Below are 26,742 nucleotides of genomic sequence, written 5' to 3'. Positions count from 1 at the left end.
GTAGGTTCTCATGAAAAAGAAAATTGCACTTTTGCCCGGCGATGGAATCGGACCGGAAGTTGTGACATCAGCGGTCGCTGTCCTCAAAGAGACAGCGGCTCAATTTCAACACGAATTCGAATTCGAAACGGCGCTCATTGGCGGTATCGCAATAGATGAAAAAAACAATCCGCTCCCAAAAGAAACGGTTGATGTATGCAAGAGCGCTGATGCGATTTTATTAGGAGCAGTCGGCGGACCAAAATGGGATCAAAACCCGCCAGAGCTTCGTCCGGAAAAAGGCTTGCTCGCTATTCGTAAACAACTGGACTTATTTGCAAACATTCGTCCTGTCAAAGTGTTCGATAGCTTAAGCGAGGCGTCACCGTTAAAACAGGATCACATTAGCGGAGTCGATTTTGTCATCGTTCGTGAATTAACAGGCGGTCTCTATTTTGGTGAACCAAGCGAGCGTTACACGGATGAAGAAGGAAAAGAAGCTGCGGTTGATACGCTTCTTTATACAAAGCAAGAGATTGTCCGTGTATTAAAAGAAGCATTCGACATGGCCTTAACGAGACGGAAAAAAGTAACGTCTGTGGATAAAGCGAATGTTCTTGCTTCTAGTAAACTATGGCGGGATGCGGTAGAAGAAGTGGCTTCTCAATATCCAGACGTCGAATATGAGCACATGCTCGTTGATAATGCCGCCATGCAGCTGATTTATAAGCCTGCTCAATTTGATGTCATTGTGACAGAGAATATGTTTGGTGACATTTTAAGTGACGAGGCTTCAATGATTACTGGGTCACTCGGTATGCTGCCATCTGCCAGTCTATCAAGTACTGGCCTCCATTTATATGAGCCGATTCATGGTTCAGCACCCGATATTGCGGGGCAAAACGTCGCAAACCCTCTAGCAACCATTTTGTCGGCAGCTAGCTTGCTTAGAACATCTTTTGCGTTAGAAGAAGAAGCGGCTGCAATAGAAGAAGCTGTGGAAGCTGTTCTTGCCTCTGGCAAACGAACAAAGGACTTATCGGCAAAAGAGGGAACGTATCAAACAACTGAAGACATCACTCATGCAGTTGTAGACGCACTCAAGCAGCGCGTGAAAACAATTGTATAAATAGAATCTTGTGGAATTAGGTAGAGGGAGGAAAAGGGTTATGCCTCGAACAATCATCGAAAAAATATGGGATCAGCACGTTGTCAAAAGCGGCGAGGGGAAACCAGACCTTTTATATATTGATCTGCACTTAGTGCATGAAGTGACATCACCTCAAGCATTTGAAGGATTAAGACAAAAAGGACGAAAGGTGAGAAGACCTCAAAACACGTTTGCGACCATGGATCACAATATCCCGACTGTGAATCGATTTGTGATCAAAGATGAGATTGCTAAAAAACAAGTGAGTGCTCTAGAGCGCAACTGTGCTGAATTTGGTGTCCGTCTAGCTGACCTTCACAGTGTAGATCAAGGGATCGTCCATGTTGTTGGACCGGAGCTTGGGTTGACACTGCCAGGGAAAACAATCGTTTGCGGAGATAGTCATACATCAACTCATGGCGCGTTTGGCGCACTTGCTTTTGGAATCGGTACAAGTGAGGTTGAACATGTACTTTCCACACAAACGCTTTGGCAGCAGCGTCCGAAAACATTAGAAATTAGAGTAGACGGAAAGCTGCAAAAAGGGGTAACGGCCAAAGATGTCATTTTAGCAGTCATTGGTGCGCATGGCGTGAAGTTCGGATCAGGTTATGTGATTGAATACACTGGGGAAGTATTCAGAAACATGACGATGGATGAACGCATGACGGTTTGTAATATGTCGATTGAAGCAGGCGCAAGAGCAGGATTGATTGCACCTGATGAAGTCACCTTTGAATATTGCCGCGGCCGCAAATATGCACCGCAGAAAGAAGACTTCGAAGCAGCGATTAAAGAATGGGAAGAACTTAAAACAGATCCAGGTGCAACCTATGATAAAACGATTGTTTTAGATGGGAATGAGATTTCACCAATGGTCACATGGGGAATTAACCCAGGAATGGTGCTGCCTGTAGATGCGTCGATCCCAGGACCTGAGGATTTTGCACAAGAGGATGATCAAAAAGAAGCGATTCGTGCGTACGAATACATGGGTGTTCATCCGCATCAGCGTATTGAAGATATTACGATTGAGCATGTGTTTATCGGCTCATGTACAAACTCAAGAATGACTGATTTACGCCAAGCAGCTTCTATGATAGAAGGACAAAAGGTAGCTGATCATGTCAGAGCGATTGTCGTGCCTGGCTCTCAAAGCGTCAAATTGCAAGCAGAAGAAGAAGGTCTTCATGAAATCTTCCTTGAAGCAGGATTTGAATGGAGAGAATCTGGCTGCAGTATGTGTCTTAGCATGAATAACGATGTGGTACCAGAAGGCGAACGCTGCGCATCCACATCAAACCGTAACTTTGAGGGACGTCAAGGAAAAGGTGCGAGAACGCATCTTGTCAGCCCGGCAATGGCTGCAATGGCTGCAATACATGGCCGATTTGTCGATGTCAGGAAGTTTAATCAAGAGAAAACAGTCGTGTAAGGAGTTGTCATAGATGGAGCCTTTAGTCACACACAAAGGGAAAGCCGCTGTGCTTAACCGTATCAACGTAGATACAGATCAAATTATTCCGAAGCAATTTTTGAAAAGAATTGAACGAACAGGATATGGCCGGTTTGCCTTTTTCGACTGGCGGTATTTAGCCGATGGCAGCCCAAATCCTGATTTCGAGCTGAATCAGCCGATTTATGAAGGAGCATCCATTTTGATCGCAGGAGAAAACTTTGGCTGCGGATCATCAAGGGAACATGCCCCTTGGGCACTTGATGATTATGGTTTCAAAATTGTCATCGCACCATCATTCGCAGATATTTTTCACCAAAACTGCTTTAAAAATGGGATGCTTCCGATTCGTCTTGATTATGATGTGTGGAAAACATTCGCTGCGTCATATGAGAACAAAGGGTATGAGATGACGGTTGATCTGGAAAAACAGCAAATAGAAGATCATGAAGGGAATATCACTCCTTTTGATGTGGATCCTCACTGGAGAGAAATGCTCCTGAATGGCTATGATGAGATCTCATTAACTTTACTACTAGAAGATGACATTCAAGCATTTGAAGATAAGCGCAGCAGCTGGCTGCGTGCGTAAACAACAAGAAGCCGTCCGCCCGAGGTGTGACGGCTTCTTTTTTGCATGAAAACCTCTCGTTACTTGTGTTTACTAACCTTCGTTGGTAAACTGATAAAAAATATGCGCCCGAAAGGAACGTAAGCATGAAACATGACAAGAAGAAAGATAATGTCATTTTGTTTCCTGGTCTGAAAGAAAGACTGATTGAAAAAGGAATGGCAGCATTAAAAGATAAACAGTATCAAGAGGCGCTTCACTTGTTTTCAGAAGCTAAATCTTATGATGACGATGAAGAATCCGATATTCACCTCGGCATGGCCATTTGTTTTCTGGAGCTGGGCGAGCTGCAGGATGCAAAGCGTGTTTGTGAAAAGATGCTGCATGAGGGATATGGTCATTACTTCACCGTGCTTCAAGTGTATATGACGATTTTAATTCAGCTGAAAGAATATGAAGAAGTGAAGCAGACAATTGAGGCAGTACTTGAGGAAAACCACCTTCCAGCAGAAAGCGCGGAGCATTTTTACAAGCTGCTCGAATTTAGTAGAAAAATGATTGAATCGCCTGAACAGATTTTAGATGAAGATGAGGAAGACGGCGGCGAAATCAATATAGATGATATGCTTGAGCGGCCAGAAGAGCAGGTGCAGTTCATCCATTCGTTGAAAGACCGGAACATCACACCACACATGGGTCTATTAAATACGATCTTACAAAAGCCTGATGGAAACCCTTTGGTCAAATCATTAATCCTGCAGCTTCTGTCAGATCATGATGTGGCAAAGCCGGTTCATGTGACGAAATTCGGTGATTCTTTAACGCTTGTTCCTTCTGAGGCTGTTAAGCCAGAGCAGATGCCGCTACTTCAGCAAGTCCTTCGTAAGCTCGATGACACACTCGGCAATGAGAACCCAACCCTTTACCAAGGCGTGGAAGAGTTATGGCGCCGGCACTTATTTGTGCTTTATCCATTTCTTCCTAAATACACAGATCCGAATCTTTGGGCAGCAGCACTTCATAAAGTCGGCTATGAAATGCACGGGATTGAGATTGACCTCGAAGAATTGCATCTATTGTATGAATTTAATGAACGAGAGCTGAGAGAAGCTTGCACAATGCTGAAAGATATTGAAGAAATTTCTTATTTGTAATTTGTCGATTTAGTTGAAAGACGGACTTGTTATGTTATAATATAATGGTTGTATTTGTGCATATATCGTGCAGTTGTAGATTCCAACGGTTGAAAGACGATATGTATAATCAAGTCAAATGTTGTATACATAATACCGCTTCTTGAGCGGCGTGCGTGGTTTTTGATTGGACGAAGTCTTTATGATGCTTTAGAATGTAACAACGCACAATCTGAATAGATTTTTGGAGGGAAACACACATGTCAGTAAAATGGGAAAAACAAGAAGGTAACGAAGGCGTCCTAACTGTAGAAGTTGATGCTGAAACATTTAACAAAGCACTTGATGATGCGTTTAAGAAGGTTGTCAAGCAAGTATCGATCCCTGGATTCCGTAAAGGGAAAGTACCACGTGGTCTTTTCGAACAGCGTTTTGGTGTAGAATCTCTTTATCAAGATGCATTAGATATTCTTCTTCCAGTTGAATATCCAAAAGCAATCGATGAAGCTGGTATCGAGCCAGTTGACCGCCCTGAAATCGATGTTGAGAAAATCGAAAAAGGCGAAAGCTTAATCTTCACTGCAAAAGTAACAGTGAAGCCTGAAGTGAAACTTGGTGACTACAAAGGTCTTAACGTAGAAAAAGACGACGCAACTGTCACTGATGAAGATGTACAAGAAGAGTTAAAAGGCATGCAAAACCGTCAAGCTGAGCTTGTTGTCAAAGAAGAAGGCGCAATCGAAAACGGCGATACAGTTGTTCTTGATTTCGAAGGATTCGTTGATGGAGAAGCATTCGAAGGCGGAAAAGCTGAGAACTACTCTCTTGAAGTAGGTTCAGGTTCATTCATCCCTGGTTTCGAAGAGCAGTTAGTTGGTCTTGAAGCAGGCGCTGAAAAAGACGTAGAAGTCACTTTCCCAGAAGAATATCATGCTGAAGACCTTGCAGGTAAACCAGCTGTATTCAAAGTGAAAATTCACGAAATCAAAGCAAAAGAACTTCCAGCACTTGACGATGAGTTCGCGAAAGATGTTGATGAAGAAGTAGAAACTCTTGCTGAACTAACTGAAAAAACAAAGAAACGTCTTGAAGAAGCGAAAGAAAACGAAGCAGAAGGTAAACTTCGTGAAGAGCTAGTGGAGAAAGCTTCTGAAAATGCGGAAGTTGACATCCCACAAGCGATGGTTGACACAGAGCTAGACCGTATGATGAAAGAATTCGAACAACGCCTTCAAATGCAAGGAATGAACCTTGAGCTTTACTTCCAATTCTCAGGACAAGATGAAAATGCGCTGAAAGAGCAAATGAAAGAAGATGCTGCTAAACGCGTGAAATCTAACCTAACACTTGAAGCAATTGCTGCTGCAGAAAACTTACAAGTGTCTGATGAAGAAGTAGAAGAAGAACTTTCAAAAATGGCTGAAGCATACAACATGCCAATTGAAAATATCAAACAAGCGATCGGATCTACTGACGCAATGAAAGAAGATCTAAAAGTTCGCAAAGCAATTGATTTTCTTGTAGAAAACCGTTAATATGGTGCATAATAATAAAACAGGGCGCGAGTGACTCGTGCCTTGTTTTGTACAATTTTTGACTTATCATCGCTTCTTTTGGAAACGATAGTGTAAGTCGCATCTTTCTGTTATACATATTTCAATGTGCAGTGTTAGAAACACATCATTACCGTCTTTTAGGAAAGTATGGTAAAATGCATACATACTGGACCCAGAAAGGTAGCTGACTGTTAGCTACAGGCAAGTGAAGAAGAATAAGGGGTGAAAGAATGTTTAAATTCAACGAGGAAAAAGGTCAATTAAAATGCTCGTTTTGCGGAAAAACGCAAGATCAAGTGCGTAAACTGGTCGCAGGACCTGGCGTATATATATGTGATGAATGTATCGAGCTTTGCACGGAAATAGTTGAAGAAGAGCTCGGCACTGAGGAAGAAGTTGAATTCAAGGATGTTCCGAAGCCTCATGAAATTCGGGAGATTCTTGATGAATATGTCATCGGACAAGAAAATGCGAAGAAATCCTTAGCTGTAGCGGTGTATAACCACTACAAACGGATCAATTCCAACAGCAAGATTGATGATGTTGAGCTTTCGAAAAGTAATATCTCTATGATTGGGCCAACAGGAAGCGGTAAAACTTTACTTGCTCAAACGCTTGCTCGTATTTTAAATGTGCCATTTGCGATTGCAGATGCAACATCTTTAACTGAAGCAGGTTATGTTGGTGAAGACGTAGAGAATATTTTACTAAAGCTGATCCAAGCAGCCGATTACGATGTAGAAAAAGCGGAAAAAGGCATTATCTACATCGATGAAATCGATAAAGTAGCAAGAAAATCAGAAAACCCTTCTATCACTCGTGATGTATCTGGGGAAGGTGTTCAGCAAGCACTATTGAAAATTCTTGAAGGAACTGTCGCTAGTGTACCGCCTCAAGGTGGACGTAAGCATCCTCATCAAGAATTCATTCAAATCGATACAACAAATATCCTCTTTATTTGTGGTGGAGCCTTTGACGGCATTGAGCAAATCATCAAACGCCGCTTAGGTCAAAAAGTCATTGGATTCGGTGCGGAAAATAAAATCGAAGATCTTGAAAAAGAAGTCCTTCTATCAAAAGTACTCCCAGAAGACTTGCTTCGCTTCGGTTTAATCCCGGAATTCATCGGCCGTCTACCGGTTATTGCAAGCCTAGAGCCGTTAGATGAAAAAGCACTTGTAGAGATCTTGACGAAGCCTAAGAATGCGCTCGTTAAGCAGTATACAAAAATGCTTGAGCTTGATGATGTAGAGCTTGAGTTTGAAGAAGATGCTCTTAGCGAAATTGCGAAAAAAGCAATTGAGCGTAAAACAGGAGCTCGTGGTCTACGTTCAATCATTGAAGGCATCATGCTTGATGTGATGTTTGATCTTCCATCACGTGATGATATTGAAAAATGTGTGATCACTGGTGCAACGGTTGCTGATGGCGAGTCGCCGCGTCTTGTGTTAAAGGACGGCACAGTCGTCAATAAAGATACGAAAACATCTGCATAAGAGTAGTCTCACTCCTGAATCTTTTTGATTCAGGAGTTTTTTATTTATCGTGGAAGTTGTGTTTATTCCGTCCAGCTCTAGGAAATACTAGCAGACAGAAACCAATACATACGATAGATGAAGGAGGGAGCACCGATTGAGCTGGACAGGAATCGTATTATTCATACAGCTGTTCTTTGGTATCGTCATCGGGCTGTACTTTTGGAACTTACTGCGAAATCAGCGCACACAAAAGGTGACGATAGACAAAGAGTCAAAGAAAGAAATGGAAGCACTCAGAAAGATGCGGTCAATCAAGCTGAGTGAACCTTTATCAGAGAGAGTCCGGCCAAAGGGGTTTCAAGATATTGTAGGGCAGGAAGACGGCATTCGTGCACTAAAAGCGGCACTATGCGGGCCGAACCCTCAGCATGTCATCGTCTACGGACCACCGGGAGTCGGTAAAACAGCCGCTGCCCGTCTTGTGATGGAAGAAGCGAAGCGTCACGCTGATTCTCCGTTTAAAAAAGATGCGGTCTTTGTAGAGCTCGATGCAACAACCGCGAGATTCGATGAACGAGGCATCGCAGACCCGCTCATTGGTTCCGTGCATGACCCGATTTACCAAGGGGCTGGAGCAATGGGACAGGCAGGCATTCCGCAGCCAAAACAAGGAGCCGTCACACATGCTCATGGCGGGGTTCTGTTTATCGATGAAATTGGCGAGCTGCATCCGATCCAAATGAACAAAATGCTCAAAGTGCTTGAAGATCGGAAAGTCTTTTTAGACAGTGCCTACTACAGTGAAGAAAATACCCAAATCCCCAATCACATTCATGATATTTTCCAAAATGGGCTTCCGGCTGATTTTCGATTGATTGGTGCCACGACAAGAACGCCTGACGAAATTCCACCAGCGATCCGGTCAAGGTGTCTCGAAATTTTCTTTAAGGACCTTGACCAGCATGAACTGAAAATCGTCGCTGCCAAGGCTGTCCAAAAAATTCAAAAGGAATTAAGTGATGAAGGGCTGAACCTTTTAACATCCTATGTGAAAAATGGACGTGAAGCGGTCAACATGGTGCAGATTGCCGCTGGTATGGCTGTCACGGAAAACCGAAAAGACATCACGATCGAAGATGTAGAATGGGTCATTCATTCAAGCCAGCTGACACCAAGATATGAACAAAAAGTACCAGAAAAGCCAAAAGTGGGGGTAGTCAATGGCCTGGCCGTTTATGGACCAAACAGCGGTGCCCTGCTTGAGATTGAAGTGAATATCTGTAAGGCGCTTGAAAAAGGCAGTATCAACATTACAGGCATTGCAGAAGAAGAAAGCATTGGCAATCAGTCGAAATCCATTAGACGAAAAAGTATGGCCAAAGGGTCAGTTGAAAATGTATTAACGGTGCTTCGAAATTTAGGCATTCGGACAAATGAATATGACATCCATATTAATTTTCCAGGCGGTGCCCCTATTGATGGACCGTCTGCTGGGATTGCCATGGCGACCGCGATCTTCTCAGCCATACATCAAATCCCGATCGATCATCTAACAGCCATGACGGGTGAAATCGGATTGCAGGGTCAGGTGAAGCCGATCGGCGGTGTGATACCGAAGATTAAGGCAGCGAAACAAGCTGGTGCCACAACTGTCATTATTCCTTATGACAACCAGCAGTCGATCTTAAAAGAGATTGAAGGGGTCACCATTGTGCCTGTGAAGCACTTCCAAGAAGTGCTGGATCAGTGTTTGGTCAACCCGCCAGACGAGAAGAAAGATGGACTAGAAGACGAAATGAAAAGGAAATCTGTTTAATCCCCATCACATATGGGGATTTTTTAGTGAAATAGATCTTTTTTTCTTTTTCATGATAAAAAGAAAGGGTATACTACGGTAAGATCAACATTTCTCAAGTCTTTTACATTGTACAAGACTGAAACAGGTATATTATAATGATTCATACTAGTGACGGAGGTGTCAATCAACATGGCAGATGAAATCAAAAAGAATGTTCCGCTCCTTCCATTGCGAGGTTTACTTGTTTATCCAACAATGGTCTTGCATTTGGACGTTGGACGCGAGAAGTCTGTTCAAGCATTAGAACAGGCGATGATGAACGATCATATGATTTTTCTAGCAACACAGCGGGAAATTTCAATAGATGAACCAGGTGAAGAGGAAATTTTCAAAGTCGGCACCTACACAAAAATTAAACAAATGCTGAAGCTGCCAAATGGAACGATTCGTGTACTCGTTGAAGGCTTAAATCGAGCGCAGATCGAATCATACGTAGAGCTGGAGGACTATACGTCCGTCGACATAAAAGAATTGGCAGAAGAAGAATTAAAGGACGCAGAAGCAGAAGCACTCATGCGCACATTGTTAGATCACTTTGATCAATACATAAAAATTTCAAAAAAAATCTCAGCTGAAACATATGCAACAGTGACGGATATTGAGGAACCAGGGAGAATGGCAGATATCGTCGCTTCTCACCTGCCGCTCAAATTAAAGGACAAACAAGAAGTACTGGAAACAGTGGATGTCAAAAAACGGCTGAATCGGGTCATCAGCTTAATACACAATGAAAAAGAAGTACTGGAGATTGAAAAGAAAATCGGGCAGCGCGTGAAACGTTCAATGGAACGTACGCAAAAAGAATATTATTTGCGTGAACAAATGAAAGCCATTCAAAAGGAGCTTGGAGACAAGGAAGGGAAAACTGGCGAAGTCAGTTCTTTAATGTCTAAAATCGAAGAGTCGAGCATGCCGGATTCTGTTCGTGAAACAGCGCTCAAAGAATTGAACCGTTATGAAAAAATTCCTTCAAGCTCTGCTGAGAGCTCTGTGATTCGAAATTATATTGATTGGCTGATCAATCTTCCATGGGGCATCTATACAGAAGATCGTCTAGATTTAAAGCTTGCAAGTGAAATTTTAGATGATGAGCATCACGGGCTGGAAAAGGTCAAAGAACGGGTGCTTGAATATCTTGCTGTACAGAAGCTGACCAATTCATTAAAAGGACCGATTCTTTGCTTAGCAGGGCCTCCTGGGGTAGGGAAAACGTCACTTGCCAAATCTATTGCCAAATCACTTGACCGAAAGTTTATCCGTATCTCCCTTGGCGGTGTGCGTGATGAGTCTGAAATTCGTGGACATAGAAGAACGTATGTAGGTGCGATGCCTGGCCGTATCATTCGCGGGATGAGCAAGGCAGGAACGATGAATCCGGTGTTCCTTTTAGATGAAATCGATAAGATGTCCTCTGATTTTAGAGGCGATCCATCTTCTGCGATGCTCGAAGTCTTAGACCCAGAGCAAAATCATAACTTTAGCGATCACTATATTGAAGAAACATTTGATTTGTCTCAGGTGTTATTTATTGCCACTGCCAACAATTTAGCAACCATTCCAGGTCCACTTCGTGATAGAATGGAGATTATCACGATTGCAGGGTATACAGAGGTTGAAAAAGCAGAAATTGTGAAAGATCACCTTCTGCCGAAGCAGCTAAAGGAGCACGGATTAAAGAAAGGGAACTTGCAGCTTCGTGAAGCAGCGATTTATGATACGATTCGCTATTACACAAGAGAAGCGGGTGTTCGTGGATTAGAGCGTCAGCTTGCGGCAATATGCCGTAAAGCGGCAAGAGCGATTGTGGCTGAAGACCGCAAACGCATCACGGTGACGGAAAAGAACTTATCTGAATTTCTCGGAAAAAGACTTTACCGTTATGGCCAGGCTGAAACGACAGACCAAGTGGGGGTTGTCACAGGACTTGCGTATACCACTGTTGGCGGAGACACCTTGTCGATTGAGGTATCACTTTCTCCCGGTAAAGGCAAGCTCTTGTTAACAGGTAAGCTTGGTGATGTCATGAGAGAATCTGCACAGGCGGCATTCAGTTATATTCGTTCGAAAGCAGATGAACTGAACATTGATCCTAATTTTAATGAAAAGCATGATATTCATATCCATGTTCCAGAGGGTGCGGTTCCAAAGGACGGGCCATCAGCTGGTATCACCATTGCGACGGCTCTTGTATCAGCACTCACAGGACGACCTGTGTCAAAAGAGGTTGGTATGACAGGAGAGATTACGTTAAGAGGAAGAGTGCTTCCAATTGGCGGACTAAAAGAAAAAGCATTAGGCGCACATCGCGCAGGACTGAAAACCATTATTCTTCCAAAGGACAACGAGAAGGATATTGATGATATTCCTGAAAGTGTGAGAGAAGGACTAACCTTTATTCCGGTCTCACATTTAGATGAGGTGCTTGAGAAAGCGTTGGTAGGAGAGGGAAGATGAAAGTAACAAAATCAGATATCGTCATTAGTGCGGTAAAACCAGAGCAGTATCCGAGCGGGGGACTGCCTGAAATCGCTCTTGCTGGACGATCAAATGTTGGGAAGTCCTCGTTCATCAACTCATTGATTAATCGTAAAAATTTAGCGCGTACGTCTTCTAAACCAGGTAAGACTCAAACGCTTAATTTCTACATCATCAATGATATGCTCCATTTTGTGGACGTTCCAGGCTACGGCTTTGCTAAAGTATCAAAGACAGAGCGCGAAGCCTGGGGTAGAATGATCGAAACGTATATTACAATGCGTGAAGAATTAAAAGCAGTCGTCCAAATTGTGGACCTGCGTCATAAGCCATCAGTAGATGATGTGAACATGTATGAATTCCTGAAATATTACGGAGTTCCCGTGATCGTCATCGCAACAAAGGCTGACAAAATTCCAAAAGGCAAATGGGAAAAACATGCGAAAGTCGTCAAACAGACACTCGACATTGACCCATCAGATGAACTAGTCCTGTTCTCTTCTGAAACGAAAAAGGGAAAAGACGAAGCCTGGAATGCCATCCTTGCGAAGATTAACAGCTAAAAGAAAAGGCATCTGTCATGGACAGATGCCTTTTTATTGTATAAGTTATTTCCTTTTTAAAAATAATAAGAGGAGACTGACAGCAATCAGTACATAAGGCCAGTACAATTCAAAACCGGAAGTAGGGATCGAAAGGGAACTTAGCTGTTTTGTAATTTGCTGAAAGAAATAAAGGAACAGACCGAGTGCAATGAGAACAACACTTTCAATACGATATTCTTTTTTCTGAGATGATTTCACAAAGAGTGCAAGTCCAACGATGAATACGATCATCGTAAATGTGTCTGGCCAGTGGTCTAATTTTGGCTGAAGAATAAAGTGTAGCGAAAGGCCCGTCATAAGCATACCGATAAACACATGAGCGCTTTCTTGCTCCTTCTTTCCTTGATATAAGAAAGCAAGGCCAAAAAGCAGTATGAGTGTATACCATTTCTCTTGATCCTTCCAAATGTCAAATTGACCTCCTGAGAGAATGGCATATAGCGCTACAGCCAGCAAAGTGAGCGGCAGCAAAATGGATTTCTTCTTCAAAGATGTCACCTTCTTTTAAGCAGATCATTTGTCCGCACGCGCCAAATCTGGTAAATTGCTTGAAGTGATGATATGGCATAATTAGTGTCGAACATTTTTCTACTATATCACAACATTTTTGAAATCTGTTCACAATTTTCATCCAGTTAAAAATGAATATATGTTATAATCATTATAAATAATAAATTCTATATTGTAATTATTATAAATTAGACAGGGCGTTGGGGGTGCAAGCTGAAGTTATGCATATTCTTGTTGTGGGTTTAGATTATAAAACAGCCCCTGTTGAGATACGGGAACAGCTGAGCTTTGAACCGAGTGAGCTCGGAACAGCGATGTCCAAGCTTAAAGAAGAAAAAAGCATTCTAGAGAATATCGTCATCTCAACATGTAATCGAACAGAGATCTACGCAGTGGTAGATCAGCTTCATACTGGACGGTTTTATATAAAAAGATTTTTAGCCGATTGGTTCGGTTTACAAAAAGAAGATGTCTCTCCTTATTTGAAGTTCTATGAAAATGATGGAGCGGTTGAGCATTTATTCCGTGTGGCCTGTGGACTTGATTCCATGGTGATTGGCGAAACACAAATACTTGGTCAAGTGCGCTCTAGCTTTAAAGTTGCTCAAGAGGAGAAGACCATTGGTACCGTTTTCAATTATTTATTCAAACAGGCGGTCACCGTTGCAAAACGCTCTCATGCGGAAACAGACATTGCGTCTAATGCCGTGTCTGTCAGCTATGCAGCTGTCGAGCTTGCAAAAAAAATCTTTGGACGTCTTTCTGATAAACATGTCCTGATTCTTGGTGCGGGTAAAATGGGCGAACTAGCGGCTCAAAACCTCCAAGGTCAAGGGATTGGTCAAGTAACGGTTATCAATCGAACGTATGAGAAAGCAAAAGAATTAGCGGGTCGTTTTTCAGGAGAGCCTAAAAGCTTAAACCAATTGGAAAAAACATTATCCGAAGCGGACATTTTAATTAGCTCCACTGGTGCGAAACAATTTGTCATTACAAAGGAAATGGTCGAAAGTGCGAATAAAAAGCGGAAGGGCAGACCTCTATTTATGGTGGATATTGCTGTGCCCCGTGATTTAGATCCAGCCATTTCTGAAGTAGAAGGTGCTTTTTTGTATGACATTGATGACCTTGAGGGCATCGTGGCAGCCAACTTAAAAGAACGCCGTGCGGTGGCTGAGCAGGTTGAGCTCCTCATTGAAGCAGAAATTGTGGAATTTAAGCAATGGCTGAATACGCTTGGTGTGGTTCCTGTCATTTCTGCACTTAGAGAAAAGGCGCTGACGATTCAAGCGGATACGATGCAGAGTATTGAACGAAAGCTTCCGAACCTCACACACCGTGAAATGAAGCTATTAAATAAACATACGAAAAGCATTATTAATCAAATGCTGAAAGATCCTATCTTAAAGGCAAAAGAAATTGCCGCGGAGCCGAATGCAGAGGAAAAACTTTTACTCTTCAAAGAAATCTTTGATTTACAGGTTGAAGATGAAGAGCAAAAGGTGGAGCCTGTACAGGTGGAGCAAGGGTCATTTCAGCTGTTCAAACCAAATATGGCACAAGGCTTTGCTACAGTTGCCAGTGAGTGATTAAGCGATGATGGAATCCATTGTAGCGAGACTAGGCGAAGCGACGACCTTGATCTATGCTCTAAGTGTCTTGTTCTATTTCATAGATTTTCTTCAACACAACCGGAAGGCTGGAAAAATGGCTTTCTGGTTGCTTTCTATTGTCTGGCTGCTGCAAACAGTCTACATGTTCTATATTATGATGGAAACAGACCGATTCCCTGTGTTGAATGTAGCAGAGGGTTTATATTTTTATACGTGGGTGCTTGTGACACTTTCACTTGTTCTCACAAAAGTATTGCGTGTTGAATTTATTGTCTTTTTTACAAATGTCATCGGTTTTTCCATGATGGCGATTCACACCTTTACACCATCTGATCTCCACTCTGCAGAACTAACGGGGAAGCTGACGAGTGAATTGCTTGTGATTCATATTACGATGGCGATTTTATCATACGGTGCCTTTTCACTTTCATTTGCTTTCTCCCTTCTCTATCTCTTTCAATATCGTTTGCTGAAAAAGAAAAAATGGGGAAAATGGCTTCTGAGAATTGAAGATTTATCGAAGCTTGATCATATGGCGTACGTATTAAACATTATTGGTGTGCCAATGCTCTTGCTTAGTTTGATTCTTGGCATCATTTGGGCATATATTTCGTATGATACGTTGTACTGGACAGATGCAAAGGTGCTTGGTTCGTTTATTATGCTGTTTTTATACGGCTTTTACTTATATATCAGATTGGTGAGAAATATGCAGGGCAAAATCGTGGCACTGTGGAATGTCGGTTCATTCATTGTGCTGATGATCAATTATTTTCTGCTTGGTAGCTTATCAACCTTTCATTGGTTTCAATAAATAATGATGAGTCTTAAGGGCATTGTCGGGAGGAAGACGTATTGCGTACAATTAAAGTAGGTTCTAGAAGAAGTAAGCTTGCAATTACACAAACAAAATGGGTTATTCAAAAGCTGTCTGAACTAAACCCTTCTTATTCTTTTGAAATAAAAGAGATTGTGACAAAGGGTGATCAAATTTTAGATGTGACCTTATCAAAGGTTGGCGGAAAAGGACTGTTTGTCAAAGAAATTGAACAGGCGATGCTGAATCATGACATCGATATGGCGGTTCACAGTATGAAGGATATGCCGGCTGCTCTTCCTGAAGGTTTAGTCATTGGCTGTATTCCTGAGCGTGAAGATGTAAGGGACGCTCTTATTTCGAAGGATCATCTGCGTCTTCATGAACTGCCGAAGGGTGCTATTGTGGGAACAAGCAGCTTACGGCGCAGTGCCCAGCTTCTTCAGGAAAGACCAGATCTTGAAATTAAATGGATTCGAGGAAACATTGATACAAGATTGGAAAAGCTGAAAAATGAAGAATATGATGCCATTATTCTAGCGGCTGCCGGTCTGTCCAGAATGGGATGGAGCAAAGAGGTTGTGTCGGAATTTTTATCTCCTGAGACTTGCCTGCCCGCCGTTGGCCAAGGCGCTTTGTCGATAGAGTGCCGCGGGGATGATGAAGAGCTATTGCAGCTCCTCGCTCAATTTACGAATGAATATACGAAGAAAACGGTTCTCGCTGAAAGAGCCTTCCTCAAACAAATGGATGGCAGCTGTCAGGTGCCGATCGCTGGCTATGCAACGATGAATGAGCGTGATGAAATTGAACTGACGGGTCTTGTGGCATCTGCTGACGGACACACGATTATTCGAGAAACTGTATCAGGCACTGACCCTGAGGCAATTGGGACAGCATGTGCGAAGCAGATGGCTGATAAGGGAGCAAAGGATTTAATCGACAAGGTGAAAAAGGATCTGTCCTCCCAATGACCATAGGCAAATCGCTTCACGGACAGACGGTGCTTGTCACTCGAAATGAACGTCAAGCGGGTGTGTTTCAGCAAAAGATTGAAGAGCTGAACGGCCATGCTGTTTTAACCTCTCTTATTAGGTTTGAGCCTACGCTCACAAAAGAAAAAGCGCAGGCCTTTTTAAAGGACTTAGAAAATAGCCAATGGCTTGTTTTCACGAGTGTGAATGGTGCGTCTTTTTTTCTGAGCTACATAAAGGACCATCATTTACATAAGAGTTTATCGCATTTGAAAGTGGCTGCTGTAGGTGAGAAAACCTCTGCCTATCTTGAGCAGCACGGCTTGAAGGTGGATGTGGTACCAGAACGATTCATAGCGGAAGAGCTCGCAGATGCGTTACTTGACCATGTGCGTTCAGGAGAGCGTGTGTTTGTAGCAAAAGGACACCTGTCTCGAGATGTCGTGAAGAAAACCCTCATTCCGCTTGGCATAGAAGTAAAGGAATGGATTTTATATGAAACCGTCAAGGATGAGGAAGGTATTGCCGCTCTCAAAACGGCGATGACGAAGCAATCATTTGATTTTATTACATTTACGAGCTCATCCACTGTCCATTCATTTATGCATGCCATGGAGGCAGATGCAGCGAAGCTGGCTGCTTCTGGCACCTGTTTTGTGACGATCGGTCCTCTGACAAAAGAGGCACTGCTTCAATACGGGATTTCTTCTGAAACCCCAGATACTTATACGATAGACGGAATGCTTGAATTGATGTGCCGTTTATCTGAAAGGAAGTTGAACCAATGATGAAATTTAACAGACACCGCAGACTGCGGACAAGCGCAGGAATGAGAGAATTAGTCAGAGAAACCTTTTTAAGACCATCTGATTTCATTTATCCGATCTTTTTTGTAGAGGGAGAAAATGTCCGAAAAGAAGTCCCTTCAATGCCGGGTGTTTATCACATTTCAGTTGACCTTGTAAAAGAAGAAGTCCAAGAACTTGTCGACCTAGGCATCAAATCAATTATTGTATTTGGTGTTCCAGATCATAAAGACCATGTGGGCAGTGAGGCGTATCACGACCATGGCATTGTTCAAAGAGCGACGCTTGAGATCAAAAAGCATTTCCCAGAACTTGTGGTCATTGCAGACACTTGCTTATGCCAATATACAGATCATGGACATTGCGGCATCGTTGAAGATGGTGAAATTTTAAATGATGAATCTCTTCAGCTTTTAGCGAAAACAGCTGTTAGCCAAGCGCGCGCAGGTGCAGATATCATTGCTCCTTCCAATATGATGGATGGATTTGTTGTGGCCATTCGTGAGGCACTTGATGAAGCTGGCTTTATTCATGTACCTGTCATGTCATATGCTGTGAAATATGCAAGTGCTTTTTACGGCCCGTTTCGTGACGCGGCGCATAGCACACCGCAGTTTGGAGATCGTAAAACATACCAAATGGACCCTGCAAACCGTTTAGAGGCACTCAGAGAAGCACAGTCTGATGTAGAAGAGGGGGCTGATTTCCTCATTGTCAAACCATCCCTTTCTTATTTAGATATTATGCGTGATGTCAAAAATGAATTTACACTCCCTGTTGTTGCTTACAATGTGAGCGGAGAATATGCAATGGTCAAAGCCGCTGCTCAAAATGGCTGGATTTCTGAAAAAGAGCTTGTTCTTGAAATGCTGACAAGCATGAAACGTGCAGGAGCAGAGCTCATCATTACGTATCATGCAAAAGATGCAGCCAAATGGCTCTCAGAATAAAGAACGGATAGACAGGAGGACGTTGAAATGGGACGTAGCTATGAAAAATCAAAGCAAGCATTTGAAGAAGCGCAGCATTTAATGCCTGGTGGTGTCAACAGCCCTGTGCGTGCATTTAAATCAGTTAACACAGACCCGATTTTTATGGAACGAGGCAAAGGCGCCAAGATATATGATATTGATGGAAATGAATACATCGATTATGTCTTATCATGGGGACCGCTAATTTTAGGGCATACGAATGACCGTGTGGTTGAAAGTATTCAACGAGTTGCGGAACAGGGGACAAGCTTTGGTGCTTCCACGTTAGTTGAAAATGAATTAGCTAAGCTTGTATCAGAGCGAGTTCCTTCCATCGAAGTCATTCGTATGGTCAGCTCTGGTACAGAGGCGACCATGAGTGCACTTCGTCTAGCTCGCGGCTTTACAGGCAGAAATAAAATTGTGAAATTTGAAGGCTGCTATCATGGCCACGGCGATTCTTTGCTCATTAAAGCGGGTTCAGGTGTCGCAACGCTAGGGCTTCCAGATAGCCCAGGTGTACCTGAAGGGACTGCAAGCAACACGATCACAGTGCCGTACAATGATTTAGAGAGCATTCAAGTTGCTTTTCAGGAGTTTGGAGACGATATTGCAGGTGTCATTGTCGAGCCGGTTGCAGGAAATATGGGGGTTGTTCCTCCGCAAGAAGGTTTCTTACAAGGGCTGAGAGACATCACGGAGCAATACGGAGCTTTACTCATTTTTGATGAGGTCATGACTGGCTTCCGTGTGGATTATCACTGCGCGCAAGGCTATTTTGGCATCACACCTGATCTGACGTGCCTTGGTAAAGTGATCGGAGGCGGTCTCCCGGTCGGTGCTTATGGCGGAAGAGCGGATATCATGAGACAAATTGCACCAAGCGGTCCAATTTATCAAGCAGGAACGTTATCTGGTAACCCTCTTGCGATGACAGCAGGCTTAGAAACCTTAAAACAGCTGACACCTGAGTCTTATGAAGAGTTTAGACGAAAAGGAGACCGGCTGGAAGAAGGCATTTCAAAAGCGGCGAAAGTACACGGAATTCCATTAACGTTTAACCGTGCGGGTTCGATGATTGGATTCTTCTTTACAAATGAAGAAGTGGTCAATTATGACAAAGCAAAAACCGCTGATCTCGCTTTATTCGCTGAATTTTACAAGGAAATGGCGGATCGCGGCATCTTCCTTCCTCCTTCTCAATTCGAAGGACTGTTCCTGTCAACAGCTCATACAGATGAAGACATCGAATATACGATTGAGACAGTGGAAAAGGTATTTCAAAAACTGCGTCGATAAACGAAAGCCGGTATGGGGACATATCGGCTTTTTTGTGTTGCTGAAAACCAATCATATTTTCACTGCCTCTCACATACATCTGTATTGACATCTAATTTTATTTTGAAGGATTAGATGAAAGGAGGACACCGACTTGTCTCAAAACAATCGATTACAGTTTTCGGTAGAAGAATCCATTTATTTCAAAAGCGGACAGGAAGTCAGTGAGCTGCTGTCAATTTCTCTCGATCCTGACATTCTCGTTCAAGAAGTGAATGATTATGTTTCGATTAGAGGTTCACTTGAGCTAACAGGAGAATACAACATAAATCAAGAGGAGCTATTGGGTGAATTGAGTTCCTATGCATCATACAGGGAAGCTGATGAGGTGAAGGTAAGAGAAGACGGAACGGCGGAGCTTCTGCATCAATTCCCGGTCGATATCACCATCCCTAAGAACAAAATCAGTCATTTAAATGATGTGTTTGTGTTTATTGATGCGTTTGATTACCAGCTGACAGAAAATCGTTTGCTCACCATTCAAGCTGATCTGGCGATTGAGGGTCTATTAGACGAGAAAATGCCTCAAGCGCCTGTAGTGGAGCCGTATGAATTTGTCCATCGTCCTCAAGAAGAATATGGCGATGTGACCTACGATTATCAGCTGCAGCCAGAGCATGAGGAACAAGAAGAGCTGCAAGGCAATGAACGTGAGGTCTATGAGGAACAGGCTGTATTACAGCATGATACACACGCCGAGCAAGAAGAACAGGAAGAAGAACGGGAAGAAGAAATTGAGATAGAGCTGGTGAGTAGGGAAGAAGAGGGAGAAACCGAAGAACTGGAAGAATCGGAAGAACTGGAGGAAACGGAGAGCCAAGAATATGAGGAACAGGCTGTATTACAGCATGAGACACGCGCCGAGAAAGAAGAACAGCAAGAAGAACAGGAAGAAGAAATTGAGATAGAGCTGGTGAGTAGGGAAGAAGAGGGAGAAACCGAAGAACCGGAAGAATCGGAAGAACTGGAGGAAACGGAGAGCCAAGAAGAAGTGGCGCTTGGTTATCGCTCCTTACCTGAAGCTCAGGTGCAAGAACCACCATTTTTTGAACCGCCTAAGCTCTTAGAAGAAGAGAAGCGGGAAGATACGTTCTTTGAGGTGGAAGTGAGAAAAGATCCGGAAGCAGCCGAAGAGCTGGAAGAAACGGTTCAGCCGTATCCAATATTTGAATCACCCACTTACCACGTAGAAGAGGAGCAAGAGGAACAGGAACAGGAACAGGATGATACGAACCAGCTCGGACGGTTATATGAACGAGAAGCACCAAAAGTATATGAGTCAGCTCAAGAAGAAGAGGAGCCTGAATATGACGAGAGAGAAACGTCTGGCAGTGAGAACTCTCTTTATTTAACAAAGCTATTTGCTAAGCAGGAGGAGGAAGATTTTTCTCGCATGAAAATATGTATAGTTCAGCAAGAAGATACGGTCGATCTTATTTGTGAGCGATATCAGTTGAATGTGCAGCAGCTCCTTCGCACAAACTCATTATCGGTTGATGCGGAGCTTGAAGAAGGGCAGATTCTTTATATTCCTGAATATCAAAAAAGCAATGCATAACAAGCGATGACCGACCGAGAAAATGTGGTGAGTGAACGTGGATGAAATCCAGTCTATCCTATACGAATACGGGCTTGAGGCGGAATACATTGAACCTGTCAGTCCTGCTGTCGTCAAAGTATATACAAAGCAGGGCATATTTGCCCTAAAGCGAGTAAAAGCCAATCGACATATGCAGTTTACAGAGCAAATGCTTGAACTAGAATCAAAGGGCTATCGCTCTTTTGTGCCGATTTATCGGACGAAGAGCGGTTCTTTTTTCTCAAGTCATCGAGAAAGCCAGTACGCATACTATCTCATGCCGTGGCTGACGAATGAAAAGAGAGAAGAGCAGGATGATAAACATGAATATTTATTTCAAGAGATTGCAAGACTTCATAAGCGGACTGAAGTGATGATGGATATCACAGAGCAAGAGATAGAAGCGCACTACACACAAATTAAGACCAAATGGGAAACAGAGAAAGACATGTATGAACGATTCATAGAGCGGGCAGAGCAGACTTGGTATATGTCGCCATTTGAACTGGCTGCTGCGATGTATTTTTCAGAGGCGATGTCTGCCAGCGAATTTGCGCTTGAACGATTAGAAGATTGGCATGATGAAATGAAAGATCAAGAGACAACACGTGTTGTGTTAAATCATGGGCAGCTGTCGATTCATCACTTTTTGTATAATGATGTGGGCACAGGACATTTCACCAATTTTGAGCGGTCTAAAAAAGCCGCCCCTATTTATGACCTTCTGACCTTTTATTTTCGGACATTCAAAACCTATCCCACGTCTTGTCCTGAATGCACTTCCTTGTTTTATACGTACCAAAAAGGAAATCCTCTTCGGGAGGAAGAGCTGCATTTGTTTCTTAGTTACCTTGCTTATCCGCAAGGTCTGTTTGATACAGTAAAAGCCTATGAAGCAGGCGGACAGGATGAAATGGAAAGCTGTCAGCGGCTGTTAAGAGCGTATTGGCAGATGAAAAATTCAGAGCCGATCGTCATGAAGATTCATGAGATTGAGCAGGCTAGACGGCTTGAAGAAGAACAAAGTGCCTCGTCATCAGCGGAATGACGAGGTTATTTTGTGTTCATATTGGCGGGTACATAAGCGCGAGTTTAAAACCAATCAAGGTGAAAGGCGCAGGCGAGAAAAATCAGAATACCTAGGATGAGGACGTCAAATGTCGTGGGGAAAATGATCGTACGAAATCCTTGAAATATCGCAATCGGGAGAACGACTTGGGAGGCCACTGCCCGAATTTGTCTCAGCCAGGGGGGAAGTGTGTAAGGATTGATCTTCTTCAAATCAAACGCCCTCCTTCTTCATTTTGTTATTATCATATGGGTAATAGGGCAAAGGGTGCCTGCTCAATTTGTATAAAGAAGAAGAAAAGCGGAAAAGATGATTGACGAAAACAAAAGGCATTTAGTAATATAAATAAAAGATGAGTATGTGCTGATGAACGTGATATATCGTAAGCGTGGATCAGGAAGAGTACGAGCAAGACCCTAAAGAGAGGGGGACCATGAGCTGAAAGGTTTCCTAGGATGTACTTGTTTGGAAGGTCGCCTGTGAGCTTAATTTCTTGAATGAACAAGTAGAGAAATTCGGGAGAACCCCGTTATCCTTTAGAGTGTATGGGACACGTCTATGTGTTCCATGAAAAAAGGTGGTACCGCGAAAAAGCTTTTTCGTCCTTTTATAAGGATGGAATGGCTTTTTTATGTTTCATCAGCCGAAAAAATGTGGAGGTTACACAAATGGGAACAAATAATCAAGAAATGCCAACAAAGTACGATCCAAATGCGATTGAAAAAGACCGCTATACGTACTGGCTTGAAGGGAAATTCTTCGAAGCACAAAATGACAAAACGAAAGATCCATATACAGTCGTCATTCCTCCACCAAACGTGACAGGAAAACTGCACCTTGGGCATGCATGGGATTCTACACTTCAAGACATCGTAACACGTATGAAACGGATGCAGGGCTATGACGTTCTATGGCTTCCAGGAATGGACCATGCTGGTATTGCTACTCAAGCAAAGGTAGAGGCAAAGCTTCGCGAAGAAGGCGTGAGCCGTTATGACCTTGGCCGGGAGAAATTTGTGGAAGAAACGTGGAAATGGAAAGAAGAATATGCGGACTTTATTCGCAGCCAGTGGGCGAAAATGGGACTTGGTCTTGATTATTCACGTGAACGTTTTACATTAGATGAAGGTCTGAATAAAGCGGTACGCCAAGTGTTTGTCCAATTGTATGAAAAAGGACTTATCTATCGCGGAGAGTACATCATTAACTGGGATCCAGCGACGAAAACGGCACTTTCTGATATTGAAGTCATTTATAAAGATGTTCAAGGTGCGTTTTATCACTTGAGATACCCGCTTTCAGATGGCACGGGTTCAATTGAAATTGCGACGACAAGACCTGAAACCATGCTTGGGGATACAGCCGTTGCCGTGCACCCTGATGACGAACGCTATCAGCATTTGATTGGAAAAACAGTGGTCTTACCAATTACAGGCCGAGAGATTCCAATCGTTGGTGATGACTATGTCGATATGGAGTTTGGTTCAGGAGCTGTGAAAATTACACCTGCCCATGACCCGAATGACTTTGAGCTTGGAAACCGCCATGAGCTAGAGCGTATTCTTGTCATGAATGAAGATGGCACAATGAATGCAAATGCATTGCAATACAAAGGAATGGACCGCTTCGAATGCCGTAAACAGCTTGTGAAAGATTTACAAGAAGAGGGTATTTTGTTCAAAATTGAGGACCACATGCATTCAGTTGGTCATAGTGAGCGAAGCGGAGCTGTCGTTGAGCCTTATTTATCTACTCAATGGTTTGTAAAAATGCAGCCGCTGGCAGACGAAGCCATCAACCTTCAAAATGGGGACGACCAAGTTCAATTTGTTCCAGACCGCTTTGAAAAGACGTATTTACACTGGATGGAAAATATCCGTGACTGGTGTATTTCTCGTCAGCTATGGTGGGGACACCGCATTCCGGCTTGGTATCATAAAGAAACGAAAGAAGTATATGTTGGACTGGAAGCGCCAGAAGATCTGGAGAACTGGGAACAGGATAACGATGTGCTTGATACATGGTTTAGTTCAGCGCTTTGGCCTTTCTCTACAATGGGCTGGCCGGATGCAGACAGTGAAGACTTCAAGCGCTACTATCCAACAAACCTGCTGGTCACAGGCTATGACATCATTTTCTTCTGGGTCTCTCGCATGATCTTCCAAGGCCTTGAATTTACAGGGGAAAAACCGTTCAAAGACGTTCTGATTCATGGGCTGATCCGCGACGAACAAGGACGTAAAATGAGTAAGTCGCTCGGCAACGGAATTGATCCAATGGAGGTCATTGATCAATACGGTGCAGATTCATTAAGATATTTCTTAGCGACTGGAAGCTCACCAGGTCAGGATCTTCGCTTTAGCTTTGAAAAGGTTGAATCCACTTGGAACTTTGCGAACAAAATTTGGAACGCATCGCGTTTTGCTTTAATGAACATGGATGGCTTAACGTATGATGAACTTGATTTGACTGGAGAAAAATCAGTCGCTGACCAATGGATTTTAACCCGCTTAAATGAAACGATTGAAAGTGTCACACAGCTAGCTGACAAGTATGAATTCGGTGAAGTGGGCAGACATTTATACAACTTCATTTGGGATGATTTCTGTGATTGGTACATTGAGATGGCGAAGCTTCCACTTTATGGTGAAGATGAAGCAGCGAAGAAAACGACTCGTTCGATCCTTGCGTACGTATTAGATCAAACGATGAGACTTCTTCATCCGTTTATGCCGTTCTTAACAGAAGAAATCTGGCAGCATCTTCCGCATGAAGGTGAGTCCATTACTGTAGCAGCTTGGCCTGAGGTGAAGCCGGAGCTTTCAAATGATCAAGCTTCTGCTGACATGAAACTGCTTGTTGAACTCATTCGCTCTGTTCGTAACATTCGCAGTGAAGTAAACACACCAATGAGCAAACAAGTCGAACTTTACATCAAAGCATCCACATCTGATGTACAAGAACGTTTAGAGAAGAATCGTTCATATATTGAGCGCTTCACGAACCCAAGTGTTCTTGAAATTGGCACAGAGGTCCCAGCTAGTGATAAAGCGATGACGGCTGTTATTTCTGGAGCAGAGCTCATTCTGCCGCTTGAAGGCTTAATTAACTTAGATGAGGAAATTGCTCGTCTGCAAAAAGAGCTTGATAAGCTGACAAAAGAAGTAGAACGCGTCCAGAAAAAGCTTGGCAACGAAGGCTTTATGAAAAAAGCGCCTGAAAGTGTCGTAGAAGAAGAGCGTGCGAAAGAACGTGATTATGTCGCAAAACGCGAAGCTGTTCAAAAGCGGATTGAAGAGCTGAAAGTATAAGGTTGAAAAGACGGCTCCTAACAAAATGGAGTCGTCTTTTTTGAAAATTTCGTATGAAATGAGAGATGACATTGTTTACAACCTATCATGAAGCCATTGAGTGGATTCACAGTAGACTGGCCTTTGGTGTAAAACCGGGTCTTGAAAGAATGAAGTGGCTGATGAACAGACTAGGCCATCCGGAACAACGCATAAAAGCGGTGCATGTTGCAGGGACAAATGGAAAAGGTTCAACCATTGCGTTTACTCGTTCCGTTTTACAGGCTGCAGGCTATTCGGTCGGAACCTTCACCTCTCCGTTTATTTTAACGTTCAATGAACGAATCAGCGTGAACGGAGCACCTATACAGGATGAAGAATGGCTGAGTTTGGTGAATAAGATCAAGCCTTTTGTTGATGAATTAGATCAAACAGAGCTTGGCGCAGCAACAGAATTTGAAATCATTACCGCATGTGCATTTGCTTATTTTGCCGATGTGCACCAAGTAGACTTTGTCCTATTAGAGACAGGGCTTGGCGGAAGACTTGATTCAACAAATGTTGCCGTACCTATCTTAACAGCGATTACGTCGATTGGTCATGATCATATGGCAATTTTAGGTGACACACTTGAACAGATTGCATCTGAAAAAGCGGGCATTATCAAAGAGAATATTCCGATGATCACTGCTGTTCATCAACCGGAAGCACTTGCGGTCATTCAAAACATCGCAAAAGAAAAGAATGCGGAATGCATCTCATTACAGCATACTTGTACCTTCGGTGAGCAGCAGCCAACAGAAACAGGCGAACGGTTTACGTTACACACATCAAAAAGGCAGTATCCGCAGCTTGAAACAGGATTAATTGGAACGCATCAACGGCAAAATGCTTCCCTTGCTGTTCTACTCATTGAATGGCTGGAGCAAGAAGGCTATATCAGCGTGACAGAAGAGCAGATGTATGAAGGCATTCGGCAGGCAGTGTGGGCTGGAAGATTTGAAAAGGTCAAAGATCATCCACCAGTTTATTTAGACGGCGCTCATAATGAAGAAGGAATCGACCGTTTAATCGAAACCGTACAAGCTCATTTTTCCAGTAAACAGGTGCATGTATGTTTTAGCGCTTTAAAAGATAAGCCTTACAAACAAATGATTCAAAAGCTTGAAGCTGTTAGTTCATCTATTCATTTTGTTTCGTTTGACTTTCCAAGAGCGGAATCAGCGGAAAAGCTTTATGCGTGCAGTCAGTTAGAGGCAAAATCGTATGATGATGACCCTCGTGCAGTGCTTGAATGGATTCAGAAAAAGAGTGATGATCCTTTAGCGGTGATCCTTGTGACAGGCTCTCTTTATTTTATTTCAGATATACGAAATCGTATGATCGGGTAACGAAAAGACGCAAATGGCTTTGGTGCCTCCTGCGTCTTTTTCTTTTTATATGTAGTAAAGGGGGAAAATCATATTTTCACTAGATGCTTTAGTGGATAGGGTCATGGTAAAATCCGGTCTATC

Annotated in this window: 21 protein-coding genes and 1 other annotated feature; of the genes, 19 read left to right on the top strand and 2 right to left on the bottom strand. The window is 43.0% G+C overall.

Annotation, left to right across the window (positions count from 1 at the left end; genetic code table 11):
* The first annotated feature begins 10 nt into the window (after positions 1-10).
* The 9 genes from leuB to yihA all read left to right on the top strand — a co-directional run bounded on the left by leuB (position 11) and on the right by yihA (position 12,219).
* Positions 11-1,108 (top strand): 3-isopropylmalate dehydrogenase, encoded by a 1,098-nt coding sequence (gene leuB / locus MKZ03_RS12330; RefSeq protein ID WP_106031225.1) that lies wholly within the window; start codon positions 11-13, stop codon positions 1,106-1,108.
* A 40-nt stretch (positions 1,109-1,148) separates the two neighbouring features.
* Positions 1,149-2,564, top strand: coding sequence for a 3-isopropylmalate dehydratase large subunit (gene leuC, locus MKZ03_RS12325; RefSeq protein ID WP_106048517.1), 1,416 nt, complete (start codon positions 1,149-1,151; stop codon positions 2,562-2,564).
* A gap of 13 nt (positions 2,565-2,577) precedes the next feature.
* The gene (leuD, locus tag MKZ03_RS12320) at positions 2,578-3,177 is read left to right on the top strand and encodes a 3-isopropylmalate dehydratase small subunit (protein ID WP_060596899.1); all 600 of its coding nucleotides are present in this window, start codon (positions 2,578-2,580) and stop codon (positions 3,175-3,177) included.
* Between the two features lie 125 nt (positions 3,178-3,302).
* Complete coding sequence (gene ddcA / locus MKZ03_RS12315) at positions 3,303-4,310, top strand: DNA damage checkpoint antagonist DdcA (RefSeq protein ID WP_060596898.1); 1,008 nt, start codon at positions 3,303-3,305, stop codon at positions 4,308-4,310.
* Between the two features lie 239 nt (positions 4,311-4,549).
* A complete protein-coding gene (gene tig / locus MKZ03_RS12310; RefSeq protein ID WP_034661695.1) occupies positions 4,550-5,824 on the top strand; it encodes a trigger factor in 1,275 nt (424 codons plus the stop codon).
* A gap of 251 nt (positions 5,825-6,075) precedes the next feature.
* Entirely contained in the window at positions 6,076-7,341 is a 1,266-nt protein-coding gene (gene clpX, locus MKZ03_RS12305) for an ATP-dependent protease ATP-binding subunit ClpX (protein ID WP_012010785.1), read from the top strand.
* A 136-nt stretch (positions 7,342-7,477) separates the two neighbouring features.
* The gene (lonB, locus tag MKZ03_RS12300) at positions 7,478-9,139 is read left to right on the top strand and encodes an ATP-dependent protease LonB (protein ID WP_012010784.1); all 1,662 of its coding nucleotides are present in this window, start codon (positions 7,478-7,480) and stop codon (positions 9,137-9,139) included.
* 171 nt (positions 9,140-9,310) lie between these two features.
* Positions 9,311-11,635, top strand: coding sequence for an endopeptidase La (lon, locus tag MKZ03_RS12295; RefSeq protein WP_095285529.1), 2,325 nt, complete (start codon positions 9,311-9,313; stop codon positions 11,633-11,635).
* Positions 11,632-12,219 carry a ribosome biogenesis GTP-binding protein YihA/YsxC gene (yihA, locus tag MKZ03_RS12290; protein ID WP_034661689.1) on the top strand — a complete coding sequence of 196 codons (588 nt, stop codon included), beginning with the start codon at positions 11,632-11,634 and terminating at the stop codon, positions 12,217-12,219. Before lon ends, yihA begins: the two co-directional genes overlap by 4 nt.
* Before the next feature lie 45 nt (positions 12,220-12,264).
* Here the strand turns inward: yihA and MKZ03_RS12285 are convergent, their stop codons facing one another.
* Positions 12,265-12,750 carry a hypothetical protein gene (locus MKZ03_RS12285; protein WP_034661687.1) on the bottom strand — a complete coding sequence of 162 codons (486 nt, stop codon included), beginning with the start codon at positions 12,748-12,750 and terminating at the stop codon, positions 12,265-12,267.
* A gap of 242 nt (positions 12,751-12,992) precedes the next feature.
* Between MKZ03_RS12285 and hemA the strand changes: the two genes are divergently transcribed.
* The 8 genes from hemA to ysxE all read left to right on the top strand — a co-directional run bounded on the left by hemA (position 12,993) and on the right by ysxE (position 21,917).
* Complete coding sequence (hemA, locus tag MKZ03_RS12280; RefSeq protein ID WP_341032622.1) at positions 12,993-14,360, top strand: glutamyl-tRNA reductase; 1,368 nt, start codon at positions 12,993-12,995, stop codon at positions 14,358-14,360.
* Positions 14,361-14,367: 7 nt separating this feature from the next.
* Positions 14,368-15,198 carry a cytochrome c biogenesis protein gene (locus MKZ03_RS12275; RefSeq protein ID WP_034661681.1) on the top strand — a complete coding sequence of 277 codons (831 nt, stop codon included), beginning with the start codon at positions 14,368-14,370 and terminating at the stop codon, positions 15,196-15,198.
* Positions 15,199-15,239: 41 nt separating this feature from the next.
* Positions 15,240-16,175 (top strand): hydroxymethylbilane synthase, encoded by a 936-nt coding sequence (gene hemC, locus MKZ03_RS12270; RefSeq protein ID WP_066030588.1) that lies wholly within the window; start codon positions 15,240-15,242, stop codon positions 16,173-16,175.
* Complete coding sequence (locus tag MKZ03_RS12265) at positions 16,172-16,963, top strand: uroporphyrinogen-III synthase (RefSeq protein WP_341031927.1); 792 nt, start codon at positions 16,172-16,174, stop codon at positions 16,961-16,963. The genes hemC and MKZ03_RS12265 overlap by 4 nt, the downstream gene beginning before the upstream one ends.
* On the top strand, positions 16,960-17,931 hold the full coding sequence (hemB, locus tag MKZ03_RS12260) for a porphobilinogen synthase (RefSeq protein WP_034661673.1): 972 nt from the start codon (positions 16,960-16,962) through the stop codon (positions 17,929-17,931). Before MKZ03_RS12265 ends, hemB begins: the two co-directional genes overlap by 4 nt.
* 27 nt (positions 17,932-17,958) lie before the next feature.
* On the top strand, positions 17,959-19,251 hold the full coding sequence (hemL, locus tag MKZ03_RS12255) for a glutamate-1-semialdehyde 2,1-aminomutase (RefSeq protein ID WP_034661671.1): 1,293 nt from the start codon (positions 17,959-17,961) through the stop codon (positions 19,249-19,251).
* Between the two features lie 133 nt (positions 19,252-19,384).
* The gene (locus MKZ03_RS12250; RefSeq protein ID WP_341031924.1) at positions 19,385-20,848 is read left to right on the top strand and encodes a LysM peptidoglycan-binding domain-containing protein; all 1,464 of its coding nucleotides are present in this window, start codon (positions 19,385-19,387) and stop codon (positions 20,846-20,848) included.
* Between the two features lie 37 nt (positions 20,849-20,885).
* Positions 20,886-21,917 carry a spore coat protein YsxE gene (gene ysxE, locus MKZ03_RS12245; protein WP_034661665.1) on the top strand — a complete coding sequence of 344 codons (1,032 nt, stop codon included), beginning with the start codon at positions 20,886-20,888 and terminating at the stop codon, positions 21,915-21,917.
* Between the two features lie 44 nt (positions 21,918-21,961).
* On the opposite strand, the gene MKZ03_RS12240 is transcribed toward ysxE, so the two are convergent.
* Entirely contained in the window at positions 21,962-22,150 is a 189-nt protein-coding gene (locus tag MKZ03_RS12240) for a hypothetical protein (RefSeq protein ID WP_003216497.1), read from the bottom strand.
* Between the two features lie 168 nt (positions 22,151-22,318).
* Positions 22,319-22,548: a binding site (T-box leader), on the top strand.
* A 58-nt stretch (positions 22,549-22,606) separates the two neighbouring features.
* On the opposite strand from MKZ03_RS12240, the gene MKZ03_RS12235 reads away from it, so the two are divergent.
* Both MKZ03_RS12235 and MKZ03_RS12230 read left to right on the top strand, forming a co-directional pair.
* Positions 22,607-25,249, top strand: coding sequence for a valine--tRNA ligase (locus MKZ03_RS12235; RefSeq protein WP_341031921.1), 2,643 nt, complete (start codon positions 22,607-22,609; stop codon positions 25,247-25,249).
* 71 nt (positions 25,250-25,320) lie between these two features.
* Positions 25,321-26,619, top strand: coding sequence for a bifunctional folylpolyglutamate synthase/dihydrofolate synthase (locus tag MKZ03_RS12230; protein ID WP_302621046.1), 1,299 nt, complete (start codon positions 25,321-25,323; stop codon positions 26,617-26,619).
* The last annotated feature ends 123 nt before the right edge of the window (positions 26,620-26,742 follow it).

It is taken from the genome of Bacillus sp. FSL R5-0431 (assembly GCF_038002985.1).
In the GTDB taxonomy this organism is placed as follows: domain Bacteria; phylum Bacillota; class Bacilli; order Bacillales; family Bacillaceae; genus Bacillus.
The sequence above is the reverse complement of the archived record's forward strand: the minus strand, read 5'-3'. Positions and strand labels throughout refer to the sequence as shown.